The organism is Streptomyces sp. NPDC003379 (assembly GCF_053589195.1).
Genome location: NZ_JBSFRK010000003.1, coordinates 272,439 through 285,654, shown reverse-complemented (window position 1 = coordinate 285,654; position 13,216 = coordinate 272,439). Strand labels below are relative to the sequence as shown.

11 protein-coding genes are annotated in these 13,216 nt (G+C 72.6%); 7 read left to right on the top strand and 4 right to left on the bottom strand.

Annotation, left to right across the window (positions count from 1 at the left end; translation table 11 throughout):
• Positions 1-8 precede the first annotated feature (8 nt).
• The 6 genes from ACWDVB_RS04940 to ACWDVB_RS04915 are packed head-to-tail and all read left to right on the top strand — an operon-like array spanning position 9 to position 6,987.
• On the top strand, positions 9-920 hold the full coding sequence (locus ACWDVB_RS04940) for an oxygenase MpaB family protein (protein ID WP_451513852.1): 912 nt from the start codon (positions 9-11) through the stop codon (positions 918-920).
• 7 nt (positions 921-927) lie between these two features.
• A complete protein-coding gene (locus tag ACWDVB_RS04935) occupies positions 928-1,962 on the top strand; it encodes a cysteine synthase family protein (RefSeq protein ID WP_451513853.1) in 1,035 nt (344 codons plus the stop codon).
• A complete protein-coding gene (locus ACWDVB_RS04930; RefSeq protein ID WP_451513854.1) occupies positions 1,959-3,020 on the top strand; it encodes an ornithine cyclodeaminase in 1,062 nt (353 codons plus the stop codon). Before ACWDVB_RS04935 ends, ACWDVB_RS04930 begins: the two co-directional genes overlap by 4 nt.
• A gap of 29 nt (positions 3,021-3,049) precedes the next feature.
• Positions 3,050-4,237: a CaiB/BaiF CoA transferase family protein gene (locus tag ACWDVB_RS04925; protein ID WP_451513855.1), complete on the top strand. Its 1,188-nt coding sequence runs from the start codon at positions 3,050-3,052 to the stop codon at positions 4,235-4,237.
• A 20-nt stretch (positions 4,238-4,257) separates the two neighbouring features.
• Positions 4,258-5,892, top strand: a complete 1,635-nt coding sequence (locus ACWDVB_RS04920) for an AMP-binding protein (protein WP_451513856.1) — start codon at positions 4,258-4,260, stop codon at positions 5,890-5,892.
• A 48-nt stretch (positions 5,893-5,940) separates the two neighbouring features.
• The gene (locus tag ACWDVB_RS04915) at positions 5,941-6,987 is read left to right on the top strand and encodes an LLM class F420-dependent oxidoreductase (RefSeq protein ID WP_451513857.1); all 1,047 of its coding nucleotides are present in this window, start codon (positions 5,941-5,943) and stop codon (positions 6,985-6,987) included.
• A 14-nt stretch (positions 6,988-7,001) separates the two neighbouring features.
• Here ACWDVB_RS04915 and ACWDVB_RS04910 read toward each other — a convergent pair whose 3' ends face one another.
• The gene (locus tag ACWDVB_RS04910) at positions 7,002-7,622 is read right to left on the bottom strand and encodes a DUF6875 domain-containing protein (protein WP_451513858.1); all 621 of its coding nucleotides are present in this window, start codon (positions 7,620-7,622) and stop codon (positions 7,002-7,004) included.
• Positions 7,623-7,864: 242 nt separating this feature from the next.
• On the opposite strand from ACWDVB_RS04910, the gene ACWDVB_RS04905 reads away from it, so the two are divergent.
• Positions 7,865-9,943 carry a BTAD domain-containing putative transcriptional regulator gene (locus tag ACWDVB_RS04905; protein WP_451513859.1) on the top strand — a complete coding sequence of 693 codons (2,079 nt, stop codon included), beginning with the start codon at positions 7,865-7,867 and terminating at the stop codon, positions 9,941-9,943.
• A 37-nt stretch (positions 9,944-9,980) separates the two neighbouring features.
• Here ACWDVB_RS04905 and ACWDVB_RS04900 read toward each other — a convergent pair whose 3' ends face one another.
• The 3 genes from ACWDVB_RS04900 to ACWDVB_RS04890 form a co-directional block, all read right to left on the bottom strand.
• A complete protein-coding gene (locus ACWDVB_RS04900; RefSeq protein ID WP_451513860.1) occupies positions 9,981-11,213 on the bottom strand; it encodes a cytochrome P450 in 1,233 nt (410 codons plus the stop codon).
• Positions 11,214-11,298: 85 nt separating this feature from the next.
• A complete protein-coding gene (locus tag ACWDVB_RS04895) occupies positions 11,299-11,958 on the bottom strand; it encodes a response regulator (RefSeq protein ID WP_451513861.1) in 660 nt (219 codons plus the stop codon).
• A gap of 5 nt (positions 11,959-11,963) precedes the next feature.
• On the bottom strand, positions 11,964-13,184 hold the full coding sequence (locus ACWDVB_RS04890; RefSeq protein WP_451513862.1) for a histidine kinase: 1,221 nt from the start codon (positions 13,182-13,184) through the stop codon (positions 11,964-11,966).
• Between the last annotated feature and the right edge of the window lie 32 nt (positions 13,185-13,216).

The window sequence follows — 13,216 nt, the reverse complement described above, 5'->3', positions numbered from 1 at the left end:
GGAGCGACATGCGGAACCGGTATGCCACCGTTGAGTACTTGCGGTCCCTCGACCCGAAGGCGGACCACGAGGAAATCCACCGCACCTCCTCCGACCAGGAGTTCCCGTGGGACTACGGCCGGGGTCTGGAGGTGGCCATCTGGCGGACCTGCTGCATACCGAACATCTCCGAACTCCTCGACGGCACCGGCGAGTTCGCGCTGCGGGCGCAGAAGCGCTACGACGACACCCGGATCCTGCTCGGCGAGATCGTCCGCAACGGCTACACCTCCGAGCGCGGCCGGCAGGCCCTGCGGCAGATCAATGTGGCGCACCGCCGCTACTCGATCTCCAACGACGACATGCTGTACGTGCTGTCCACGTTCGTCTTCGAGCCCATCCGCTGGATCGACCGCTGGGCCTGGCGCAGGACCGTCGAGACGGAGCGGCTGTCCGCCTTCTACTTCTACCGGGAGGTGGGCGCCCGGATGAACATCCGGCAACTGCCCAGCGAGTACGGCGAGTTCGAGCGGTTCAACGTGGAGTACGAGCGGGCGCACTTCCGTCTGACCCCCAGCAGCGTGCGGGTCGGCGCCTCCGTCATGAAGCTCTACTCCTCCTGGTATCCGCGCCCCGTCTCCGACCTGGTGGCCGCCACGCTGCCGTGCCGGCTCGACGCCCCCGCACGGCAGGCGCTGGGCATACCGCGGGCGTCCGGACCGGCCAGAGCCCTGAACCGGGTGGGGCTGCGCGCCCACGCGCGGGCCGAGCGGGCGGCGCCGGCGCTGATGGCGCGGCTGATGACCCGGCCGACCGCCAGGACGTACCCGGGATATCCGCGCGGCTACCGCATCGGCGACATCGGCCCCGAGCACGCGCGGGGCACCGACCAGGACCCCCTCGCCCTCGGCCACTCCTCCGCCGAGAACCTTGAGAGCTGACCGGCCCGTGACCCACGTACCGACTCCCCTGCTGCCCGTACGCGTCCCCCTGCCCGGGCGGCGGTCGCTGCGCCTGTGGCTCAAGCTGGAGGCGCTCGGCCCCTTCGGCTCCATCAAGGCGCGTACCGCGGAGGCGCTGCTCGACGCGCTGGTGGAGGCCGGCAGGCTGCGCCCCGGGGACCGGGTGGTGGAGTCCACCTCGGGAAACCTGGGCATCGCGCTGGCCGGCCTGTGCGCGGCGCGCGGCTACCGGTGCACGCTGGTCGTCGAGCCCAGCACTCCGCGCGCGAGCGTCGCGCTGATGACGGAGTACGGCGCGGACGTGGTGACCGTGCCCGAACTGCCGTCCGGCAGGACGCTCGACGCCCGCCTGGAGGCGGTCGAGGACATCCTGCGCCGGGACGACACCGCTGTGTGGACCGATCAGTACGAGAGCAGCGCCAACCCGCGCGTCCACACCACCCGGACCGCCGTGGAACTGGCCGGTGACGCCCCCGAAGGCGGCTTCGACGCGGTCGCCGTGGCGGTCTCCACGGGCGGGACGCTGGCCGGGGTGGCCGACTACTTCCGGGCGCACCGGCCCTCGACGCGGATCATCGCGGTCGACGCCGTGGGGTCGGCGGCGCTGGGCGGGACCCCGGCGCACCGCCCGGACAAGCTCGCCGGGTTCGGCTCCGGGCGGGCCTCGCGGTTCGTGGCGCGCCACCACTGGGACCGCCTGGCGCGCGTCCGCGACCTGGACGCCGTCGCCGCCTGCGCGCGGATCCGGGAGCACACCGGCCTGTCGCTCGGCGGCAGCGCGGGCGCGTCGGTGCTCGCCGCCGTCATGGACGCGGCCCGGAGCCCGGGGACGGCCGACGCGGCCTGTCTCTGCCCGGACGGCGGCGACAAGTACCCGCAGCTCACCGGCGCCGTGACCCGGAACCCGACGGGGGTCACCGCCGAGGTCGCGGCGGCCCTGGACGCCCTGGGGCGCGCCCGCTCCGAGGAGTACGAGCACCCCGGCACACCCCCGGTCACCGAAGGAGCGGCGAAGCCATGACCGTGCACACCCAGCCCCCGCCCTCGCCCCCGTCCCCGTCCCCACCCCCGCTCACCTATCTCGCGAGCGCCGATGTGGCACGCGTCTGCGCCGAGCTGCCCGTCGTGGAGCTGGTGCGCGAGACGCTGCTGGCCGTGCGGGCGGGCAGGGCCGGGCTCACCCCCGAGGCCGCCCTGCGGTGGACCACGCCCTCGGGGGCGTCGGCGCGCAGCCTGGTCCTGCCGGGCTGGGCGGGCGACAACTACGGCTGCAAGATCATCAACGCGTCGCTGGGCAACCAGGCACTCGGGCTGCCCCGGGCCGCGGGCCTGATCGTGCTCGACGACCCCGAGACGGCACGCCCGCTGTGCGTCATGGAGGGCGCCCTGATCAGCGCCCTGCGGACGGCCGGGGTGTCGCTCGCCGCGGTGGGCGCGGTCCGTGACCTCGCCGGGATCGGCCGGGTGGCCTTCCTCGGCTGCGGCAGACAGGCCGAGGTCCATCACGGGCTCCTCGCACCCCACGCCACCGGGCTGCGGGAGGTGATCCTGCACGACCGGGACGGCTCCCGCGCCGAGCGGGCCGCCGCCACCTGGGCGGCGGCCCGGCCCGATGTGGCGGTGTCCGTGGCCGAACGGCCCGAAGAGGGCGTGACACGGGCCGAGTTGACGTTCGCGGTGACCACCACGACCGAGTCCTACGTCGAACTGGACTGGGTGCCCGAGGGCGGCACGTTCGTCAACGTCTCCCTCGACGACGCGGCCGAGAGCCTGCTGCTCGGCTGCGACCACCTGTTCGTCGACGACTGGCGGCTGGTCTCCGAGGACGACCACCGCCTGCTGGGCGTGCTCGCCGGCCGGGGCCGGGTCACCGGCCCCGGCGCCCCCGCCCCCGAGGGCGGCCGGTCCGTCGACGCCGCCCTCCCCGACCTGCTCGCGGGCGCCTACCGGCGGCAGGTGGCCACCCGGGACCGGGTGGTGATCAATCCGTTCGGCATGGGCGTGCACGACATCGCGGTGGCCGCCGCGGTGCACGCCAGGGCGGCCGAACTGGGCCTCGGCACGCGGTTGCCGCACTGACACCGACAGACCGACAAGGGGGAGCAGCCATGGACGACGTGACATCGGGCACGGCCGGGACGGCGGGGTGGCCCGGCCTGACCGGGCTGCGGGTGCTGGATCTGTCCCGCCTGCTGCCCGGCGGTTTCGCCACGCTGCTGCTGGCCGACCTCGGCGCCGACGTGATCAAGGTCGAGAGCCCCGACGGGGGCGACTACGGCAGGCTCGTCGACCCCGACACGTTCGCCGCGCTCAACCGCAACAAGCGGTCGGTCGTCCTCGACCTCCGGGAGCCCGCGGGCCGCGACACGCTGCTGCGCCTGGTCGAGCGCAGCGACGCCGTCGTGGAGAGCCACCGGCCGGGCGTGCTGGAGAAGATGGGGCTCGGCTACGCGCGGCTGCGTGCCGCCAACCGCCGCGTCGTGCTCTGCTCCATCAGCGGCTTCGGCCAGAGCGGGCCGTACGCGGCGCGGCCCGGCCACGACCTCAACTTCCTCGCCCTGTCCGGCTTCTTCGCGGTGCCGCACCGTGCGGCGGGCCCGGTGGACCGGGTCGGGGTCCGGGTCGCCGACACGGCAGGCGCCATGTACGCGGCGCTCTCCATGGCCGTGGCGGTGTTCGGGGCACGGGCCACGGGCGAGGGCCAGCACCTCGACGTCTCCCTGCACGAGGCCGCGGCCGCCTGGGCGGCCCCGCTGGCCCTGTCGCGGCACGGCCGGGCGGGGCCGGGCGAGAACCCGCTGGTCACCGGCGACAACGACGTGTTCGTCCTGGCGTGCGGGCGGCGGCTCACCCTCGCCACCTTCGAGGACAAGTTCTGGATCGCCTTCCGCGGCCGGTTCGCGGCGGAGTTCCCCGCGCTCGCGGACGACGCGTACGACCGGCGGGCCGACCGCACCCGGGCCAAGGAGAAGGTACGGGCGCTGCTCGCCGACGTGTTCGCGCGGCACGACCTCACGTGGTGGTCCGCCGCCCTGTCCGGCCTCGACGTGCCCTGGGCCCCGGTCTACGAGTCGGCGGACGAGTTCCTCGCCGACGGGCACGTGGCGGCCCGCGGCCTCGTCGGCACCGTTCCGGGCCCGCCCGGCGAGGGTCCGCGGACGCAGGTCCGCTTCCCCGTGCTCTTCGGGGCGGGGCTGGAGTCCCTGCGGGGCGCCGCACCCGCGCACGGGGAACACACCGCCGAGGTGCTGGCGGAGATCGACGCCGTAGACCGACGACATGAGGAGCCACAGTGACCGGCCGAACCGTACGGGCAGTGAACGGAAGCCCGAGACCGCGCCCGGGCTCGGTCCGCCGCGCGGACGGGCGCAGTCCGCTCGCCGACCTGACCATCGGCGCGCTGCTCCGGGAGACCGTGGCGCGCAGCCCGGAGGCCATCGCCCTGCGCGGCGTCCCGGACGGCGGCGGCACGCCCCGCCAGTGGACGTACGCGGAGCTGCTCGCCGAGGCGGAGAGTGTCGCGTCCGGCATCCTCGCCCGGGTCCCGCGCGGCGGCCGGGTCGCCATCTGGGCGCCCAACGTCCCGGAGTGGCCCGTGTTCGAGTACGCGGCCGCGCTCGCCGGGGTGACCCTGGTGACCCTCAACCCGGCGTTCCGCGCCGCCGACCTGACGCATGCCCTCGGTGTCTCCGAGGCCCAGATGCTGGTCCACGCCGACCGCAGCCGCGCGTACGACATGGCGGCCGTGGTGTCGTCGGTCGCCGCCGGGCTGCCGCGGCTGCGCCATGTCGTCTCCCTCTCCGACTGGGACGAGCTCAAGGGCGGCGGGCCGCTTCCCGTGGAGGACGAGCCGTCCTCGACCGCCCCGGCCCAGATCCAGTTCACCTCGGGGACGACGGGTGCCCCCAAGGCCGTTCTCCTGTCCCACCGGGCCGTGGTGAACGTCCCCAAGCTGACCTTCGAGGCGCTCGGGGTGCGTCCGGGCACCACGGTCGTCAGTCCGCTGCCCATGTTCCACACGGCCGGCTGCGTCATCTCCTGCCTGGGTCCGCTCTGGAGCGGCGGCACGTTCGTCCTGCTCGAACGCTTCGACCCCAAGGTGCTGCTCAGTACGTTGAGCGAGGCGCCCGGCGCGGTGCTGACCAGTGTGCCCACGGTGCTGAGCACGCTCAACGACGCCGCCCGCGACATCCCGGACCGCCCGGTGCTCTCGTCCGTCCTGACCGGTGCCGCCCCGGTCCGCGCGCAGCTCATCGCGGAGACCGAACAGCTCTTCTCCACCACTGTGTTCAACCTCTACGGCCAGACCGAGCTGGCCTCCGTCCTCACGCTCACCCGGCCCGACGACACCGTCGAGGACAAGACGAGCACCGTCGGACGGCCCCTCCCGCACGCCGAGTGCAGAATCGTCCACCCCGAGTCGGGCGCCGTGCAGCCGCTCGGGGTCCAGGGCGAGATCTGCGCCCGCGGCTACCAGCAGATGATCGGCTACTACGGAGACCCCGCCGCCACCGCGGGCAAGGTGGACGCGGAGGGGTGGCTGCACACCGGCGACATCGGCTCGATGGACGCCACCGGGGCCCTGCGGATCGACGGGCGGCTGAACGACCTCATCATCCGGGGCGGCGAGAACATCGCGCCCGCCGCCATCGAGGAGGTCCTCGCCGAGGTGCCGGAGGTGAGGGAGGCCGTGGTCGTGGGCGTCCCCGACGACGTGTGGGGCGAGGAGGTCGCGGCCGTGGTCCAGCCCGTGCCGGGTGCGGCGCTCTGCCTGGAGGCCCTGCTGGCCCAGTGCGAGGGGCGGCTCACGCCGTACAAGATCCCGGTCCACTGGTTCCTGGCGGCGGACCTCCCCCTCACCGCCTCCGGGAAGATCCAGCGGTTCCGCGTCGCCGAACTCGCCGTCAGCGGCCGCCTGGAACGTCTGGGCAGCAGCACGCCCACCGTCTGAGCCCCTCCTCGCCTCCCTGCCCCTGCCCTCCTGGACCCGGAGCACACCATGCGGATTTCCATGCAGTTGCGGTACGACGGCGACATCGTGGCCGCCGCCGAGCAGGTGGCGGAGCTCGAACGCGCCGGTCTCGACCTGATCTGGGTGCCCGAGGCGTACGGCCACGACGCCCCGAGCTTCATGGGCTTCATCGCCGCTCGCACCCGGCGGGTGGAGATCGGCTCGGGCATCATGTCCGTCTACACCCGCACCCCCGCCCTGCTCGCGATGACGGCCGCCGGAGTCGACGCCCTGTCAGGCAGGCGCTGTCACCTGGGCCTTGGCACCTCGGGCCCCCGCGTGGTGGAGGGGCTGCACGGCGTCCCGTACCGCGAGCCGGTGGCACGGACCCGGGAGACCATCGCGGTGCTGCGCGCCTTCTGGCGGCGCGAGGAACCGGTGACGTACGAGGGCCGGGTGCACCGCCTGCCGCTGCCCGCGGGCGAGGGCGGCACGGGGCTAGGCACCGCCATGAAGCTGCTGACGCCGCCGGTGCGGCCGGCCGTTCCCGTCTGGGTGGCGTCGCTGGGACCGCGCAACGTCCGGATGACCGCCGAGGTCGCCGACGGCTGGCTGCCCATGTTCTTCGACCCCGAACGGTACGACGAGGTGTGGGGCGACGACCTGCGGGCCGGGGCGGCGCGGCGGGACCCCGGGCTCGGCCCACTGCGGATCTCGGCGGGCGGGCTCCTCGCCATCGGCCCGGACGCCGCCCGGGCCAGGGAGCTGGCCCGCGGCCAACTGGCCCTGTTCATCGGCGGGATGGGCGCGGCGGGGCACAACTACTACTACGACCTGGTCTGTAAATACGGGTATCGGGCCGAGGCCGAGGCCGTGGCACGGCTGTTCGGGGCGGGTGACCGCGCGGGGGCGGCGGCGGCCGTTCCGGCGGAGCTGCTCGCGGCGACCACGCTGTGCGGGCCCGAGGGCTATGTGAAGGAGCGGGTCGCCGCGTATCGCGCGGCCGGGGTGACCGACCTCCAGGTCGTCCCCGTGCCGCAGGACGGCCAGACGGAGGCAGGGCTGCTGTCCCGGCTCAAGGAGATCTGCGGCTGACCCGCCCCTGCCGTTCAGTGGTCCTTGCCGAAGCGGCGGAGATACTCCGCCAGCTGCTCCGGGTCGTCCTTCAGAAACGGCAGATCTGTGGGCACCATGTGACGTATCGCCAGCAACGGCACCGGACTCTTCAAGGGGCGGAATTCGGGGTTCCACAAACCGCCCTTGGCCGGTGGCCCATCATGGAACTCGCCTATCATCAGCCCTTGCGAGACATAGTCCGCTTTCAGTAATACCTGGGTGTTCTCAATAATTTCGACCACCCTGTCCCGAGGCAGTTCGGGAAAGAGCACGAGAATCGTCGTGTACTGCGCGGCGCCCCCGTGCCGGTCGGCGAGTTCGAGGAACCAGTCGCGGTATCCGCGCAGCGCCTCCGCGGTCGCCGCGGAGCTTTCCGGAACCCCTGGTTCCACCGCCAGATAGAACAGCTCCCTGTTCAACGACGTCTTGACGAACGGGCAGACATGCCCTTTTCGCCCCACTTCAGGGTGGGGTCGGGAGAGGTAGCTGGACGCCCAGTCGACTATCTCACGCAGGGACTCCTCGTGCTTCGCAAGTCGCGGGGGAAGATCATTTCGCGCGAGGTCGCCCAGCTCGACCAGGCTCAGCCGCGCACTGCTTTCGCGAATCAGCATGGCTGAGTCACTCCCACCCGGGCACACCCACCCTGACGTTTCGCTTACAAGGGATCATCCAGCACAATCAATTTCAAAGCGGATCTTCGTCGACGCGCAGAAATATTTCCATGGCGCTCACGCGTCTCACTGGATAGACACTGGATGCACGATCTGCCTCTTCCGCAGCGTCGTACAGACGTGTCAAATACCTAGCTGGAATGGGTGTCAGGAATGGCTGCTCGTCGACGGACGGGGGATGAATGGCGGTCCAAGGCGCATTGCACGACCAGACCGACGATCTCGGGGAGGTGGTGAGAGACGCGAGAGACAGAGCCCGGCTGAGTCAGCGGGTGGTGGCCGAGCGGTCCGGAATCAGCCTCCGTACACTGCGGGAGATCGAGAACGGCCGGGTCCGCATGCCGCGACGGCACTCCATACAGCGCCTGGCCGAAGTGTTACAGGAGCCTCGCCTGCTCGACCAGGCGGCCGCCAAGTCCCTCCTCGACGAGGACGCGTACGGCGAGGGCGACCGGCTGACGCTCCGCGTCCTCGGTCCGCTCAGAGCGGTACGCGGCCGGAGCGTCCTCAACGCCGGCACGCCCATGCAGCAGAGCCTGCTCGGCCTGATGGCCCTGCACGCGAACGAGAGCGTCTCCCAGGCGGAGATCGTCGACGTGCTGTGGGGCGAGGCACCCCCGAACTCCTTCAACCAACTGGTCCATACCTATGTCTCGCGGCTGCGCGCCCTGCTGGCCAAGCACAGCGACCCGGGCTCCGACGCGTCGGCGATCGTGCGCCGCAACGCGGGCTACGAACTGCGGATCGGCTCCGACCAGCTGGATTTGCTGCGCTTTCGCGAGCTGGCCAAGGACGCCGAACACGCCCGAGCCGGCGGGGACCTCACCCTTGAGGTGCGGCTCCTGACGGACCTGCTGCGCCTGTGGTCCGGCCCCGTGCTGCACGGAGCGTCGCCGCGGCTCCAGCAGCACCCGCTCGCCCTGGACTCCAACCAGCGGCAGATCACCGCGGCGCTGCGCCTGTCGGAGCTGGCCGTCGCCTACGGCCACTACGAGAAGGCCATCGACCAGCTGCAGCCCCTCGTACGGCACCATCCGCTGCACGAGGGCCTGCACGCCCAGCTGATGGTCGCGCTGGCCCGAGCCGGCCAACAGGTCGAAGCCCTCGACCTGTTCGGCAAGTTGGACCGCACCCTGCGCAACGACTTCGGCATCGACCCCGGACCCGAACTGCGCGCCGCCCAGCTGTCCGTGCTGCGGGGCGTCAACCGCGCCACGGACGACAAGGCCGTGCAGGTCGCCCCGGACCGGGCGGAGGCCGAGCGTCCGTACGGGCTGCCGCCGGACACCCCGGACCTGGTGGGCCGCAGCGAGCACCACCAGGTGCTCCAGCACCTCACCCAGAGCGGTTCGCCCGGCGGCCTGTTCGGCCCCTCGCCGGTCGCCTCCATCTACGGACCGCCGGGGGTCGGCAAGTCCGTCCTCGCGGTCCGCGTGGCGAACTCGTGCAGGCTCCGGTACGTGGACGGGGTGCTCTACGCCGACCTGCGCAGCGACACCCAGGCGGACGGCCACGGCACGTACACCGTGCTGCACCGCTTCCTGCGGGCGCTGGGCATGGCCGAGGCCGAGATCCCGCGCATGCTCACCGAGCGGATCTCCGCGTACCGCAGCCTGCTCGCCGAGCGCCGTGTCCTCGTCGTCGTCGACAACGTCGTACGCGACGAGCAACTGCAGCCGCTGCTGCCGGGCGGGTTCACCAGCGCCCTGCTGTTCACCAGCCGGGCGCCGCTGTCCACGATCCCGGGGGCCCGGCACTTCCCGCTCTCCCTCTTCACCCCCGAGCAGTCGGTCAGGCTGCTGACCCGCATCGTGGGCGAGGAGCGGGTGCTCGCCGAGCGTCAGATGGCGGAGGAGACCGCCGAGTTGTGCGGGCATCTCCCGCTCGCCATCCGGATCGTGGGCCAGCGTCTGATCGCCCGCCCGCACTGGTCCCTGACGCGCATGGTCCAGCGGCTCACCGACGAACAGGGGCGCCTGTCGGAGCTGTCCCACGGCGAGCTGGACGTACGCGCCCGCCTCGACACGCACCTCGTGTCCCTGGCGAGCGCGTCGCGGCGGGCCCTGCTGGCGCTGGCGAGAGCCTGCGGGGTCTCCTTCACCCTGCGGGCGGCCGCCGCCTCGCTCGGCTGCAGCCTCCTCGCCGCCGAGGACGTGGCCGAGACACTCGTCGACCACCAGCTCCTGGAGGGGCCGGACTCCACGGGCCGCTACGCGTTCCCGGTGCTCACGAGGCTGCACGCGCGCGAGCGGTTCGCCTGACGAGGGCGGGGCCCCGGCCCCGCCTCAGGGCCCCGCCTCAGGCCGGGGTGAAGGCGACCGGAAGGCTGCTGAAGCCGTTGAGGAAGTTGGAGTGCACCCGCCGCGGTTCGCCGGTCAGCTCAAGCGCCGAGGCGTGGGCGCGCAGGGCGTCCAGTACGGCACCGACCTCCGCGCGCCCCAGGGAGGCCCCGATGCAGAAGTGCGGTCCGTAGCCGAAGGTGAGATGGCGGTTGGCCGCCCGTGACAGCAGGAACCGGTCGGGCTCCTCGAACACCTCCTCGTCCCGGTTGGCCGCGGTGTTCCAGAGCACGACGACCGAGCCGGGCCCGATCGTGCGGGAGCCGATCGTCACCTCCTCCAGCGTGGTCCGCCCGAAGTGCATGGCCGGGGTGGTCCAGCGCAGTACCTCGTCCACGGCGGTGTCCGTCCCCACCTCGCCCGCGCGCAGCAGCTTCCACTCCCGCGGGTGCTCCGCCAGCGCGTGGACCGCGCCGATCATGGAGAGCCTGCTGGTCTCGTCCCCGCCGATGACGAGGCTGTAGCAGTTGAAGACGATCTCCTCCTCCGTGAGCGGCCGGCCCCCGACCGCGCCGTCCGCGAGGGCGGAGATGGCGCCCTCGCGAGGCGTCTTCCTGATGCCGTCCAGGAGGTCCAGGAAGTAGAGGAGGATCTCGTTGCGGGCGCGGACGGCGGCCTCTTCGGTGGCGTCCTCGTGCTCCGAGCCGAGCGCGGACTTGGTGAGGGTCAGCAGGTGCGCCTGGTCGCTCTCCGGGACTCCCAGCAGATGACAGATCGTCCCCATCGGGATCTTCTCCGCCACGTCCGCCGCGAAGTCGCCGCCCCCCTCCACCACTTCACGGATCAGCCGGTCGGCCATGTCCCGCACCCGGCGCTCCACGGTCCGCAGGAACCGGGGCGAGAAGGCCTTCAACATGACGTTGCGCAGCTCCCGGTGGCGCTCGCCGTCGCTGACCGCGAGCATCTTTCCCGCCGCCGAGTCGCCGCCCGCGAGCAGCGTGGTGAGGACGTTGCCGCGCTCGGAGGTGAACCGCCCGTTGTCGCGGTAGACGCGCTGTACGTCCTCGAACCGCGTGAGCGACCAGAACCCCGGCCGGTCCTCGCGGGGTTCCGTCCAGAAGACCGGGTGCTCGGCCCGGAGCCTGCGCCACAGCTCGTACTGGTCGTGGTGCCGGAAGAACCAGGGGTCGGCCAGGTCCACCGTGGTGCAGTCCTTGGGGAGCTCCCGCACACCGCTCATCTGCTTCCTCACGTATCGCGTCGTGGGCTCGATGGACACGCAGGCTAGCCGCGCGGGCGGGCGCGGTTCTGTCGGCGGACTACACGGTCAAGTGCCGCTACTCGTCCGCCCCCGCGGTGATGAAGCCCGACTCGTACGCCGTGATCACGGCCTGGACGCGGTCGCGCGCGCCGAGCTTCGCCAGCACCGCGCTCACGTGCGTCTTCACCGTCTCGGTGCCCAGGTGCAGCTCGGCGGCGATCTCCGCGTTCGTCAGGCCGCGCGCGACGCACCGCAGCACCTGGCCCTCGCGTTCGGTGAGCGCGGCGTTCTCCAGTGCCCGCCGCGACGACTCGTCGCCGTGCGCGGCGGCCAGCGAGCGCAGCACGGGCGGGAAGAGCAGCGACTCGCCCTCGGCGACGATCCGCACCGCGTGCACGATCTCGGTGGGCCGGGCGCGCTTCAGCAGGAACCCGTCGGCTCCGGCGCGCAGAGCCCCGTACACGTACTCGTCCTCCTCGAACGTGGTGATGACGAGGATCCTCGGCGGGTCGGCGACCGTCCGCAGCACGGCCCGGGTCGCCTCGATGCCGTCCATCAGCGGCATGCGCACGTCCATGGCGATGACGTCCGGCCTCACCTTCCCCACCAGGGGGATGACGGCGGCGCCGTCCGCCGCCTCGCCGACGACCTCGATGTCGGGCTGCGCCTCAAGGATGGCGCGCAGTCCGGCGCGTACGAGCGCGTCGTCGTCGACGAGCAGGACGGTGATCGGCATGCCGGTCACTGTAGTGGCAGGGTGACGTGCACCCGCCATGCCCCGTCGTACGGCCCGTACGTGGCCGCGCCGCCGAGCAGGACGGCCCGCTCGCGCAGCCCGCGCAGCCCGGAGCCACCGCCACCGGACCCTTCGTATGCGGCCGCCCGCTTGTTCAGCACCTCCAGCTCCAGCCACGCGTCGCGGACTTCGATCCGTACGGTCACCGGCACCGAGCCCGCGTGCCGCAGTACGTTGGTGAGGCACTCCTGGAGCATCCGGTAGCCCTCGCGGGAGATCGGCCCGGGCACGGCGTCGAGGTCCCCGTCGATCCGGGTGGTCACATCGGCGCCGGCCCCGCGCGCGGAGTCCACCAGCCGTCCGGCGTGCGCGAGCGTGGGCCGCTGCGCCGTCGGGTCGGCGTCCTCGCGCAACAGCCTGAGCACGCGGTCCAGTTCGGACAGCGCCTCGCGTCCGGTGTCCTCGATGGCGGCCAGCGCCCGGTCGGTGAACTCCTGCGTCCCGGCCGCGCGCGCCGCGCCCGCCTGCACCACGGCGATGGTGAGCGCGTGTCCGATGGTGTCGTGCAGCTCGCGGGCGAGCCGTGTGCGCTCCAGCAACCGCTCGGTACGCTCTTCCAGTTCGGCGAGCCGTTCCACCGGGGACGGGCCGAGCAGCCGGGGCGCGAGTCCGGCCATCAGCGTGCCGGACCCCCATACGACGGCGGCCAGCGCGGCGCCGGAGACCGGGGCGAGCAGCGGGTACCACCATCCCCACCGTTCGGGCAGCAGCATGGGCGCGGGCCCGAACGGCGGCCACAGGGACGGCATCAGCAGACCCAGCGTCAGTACGAGGCCGTTGAGCGTGACCACGGTGACCCCGAACCCGAGCCACAGCCGCAGGGTCAGCCACACGAAGACCCGCCACCGGTCGCCCCACGAGGCCGAGGGCGAACCGGCGATGTCCGGCGCCGGATGCTCGTGCGGTGACCGCGGCCCGGGGTAGAGCAGCAACCGCGCCTGCATCGTCTCGGCGACCCGGGTGCCGGGGACGGACGCGGCGAGCGCCAGCAGCGGGAGCGGCACGAGGAGCAGCAGCAGCCACCTGCCCTCGCCGGGATCCTCAAGGCCGGGGAAGGCCACCCCGACCACCACCACGGCGGCCACCGCGCCGATGAACAGGTGCAGCCACCGGGTGTACGTGACCGCACGCGACACGGGCAGCAGCAGCCGATGGAGACGGTTCATGAGGGTCATGTTCGCAGCAGGTCAGGGCAGTT

Excerpts from the sequence above, each read along its gene's own strand:
- ACWDVB_RS04940 (WP_451513852.1), top strand. The coding sequence starts at position 9 with ATGCGGAACCGGTATGCCACCGTTGAGTACTTGCGGTCCCTCGACCCG.
- ACWDVB_RS04930 (WP_451513854.1), top strand. The coding sequence starts at position 1,959 with ATGACCGTGCACACCCAGCCCCCGCCCTCGCCCCCGTCCCCGTCCCCA.
- ACWDVB_RS04925 (WP_451513855.1), top strand. The coding sequence starts at position 3,050 with ATGGACGACGTGACATCGGGCACGGCCGGGACGGCGGGGTGGCCCGGC.
- ACWDVB_RS04915 (WP_451513857.1), top strand. The coding sequence starts at position 5,941 with ATGCGGATTTCCATGCAGTTGCGGTACGACGGCGACATCGTGGCCGCC.
- ACWDVB_RS04910 (WP_451513858.1), bottom strand. The coding sequence starts at position 7,622 with ATGCTGATTCGCGAAAGCAGTGCGCGGCTGAGCCTGGTCGAGCTGGGC.
- ACWDVB_RS04905 (WP_451513859.1), top strand. The coding sequence starts at position 7,865 with ATGGCGGTCCAAGGCGCATTGCACGACCAGACCGACGATCTCGGGGAG.
- ACWDVB_RS04895 (WP_451513861.1), bottom strand. The coding sequence starts at position 11,958 with ATGCCGATCACCGTCCTGCTCGTCGACGACGACGCGCTCGTACGCGCC.
- ACWDVB_RS04890 (WP_451513862.1), bottom strand. The coding sequence starts at position 13,184 with ATGAACCGTCTCCATCGGCTGCTGCTGCCCGTGTCGCGTGCGGTCACG.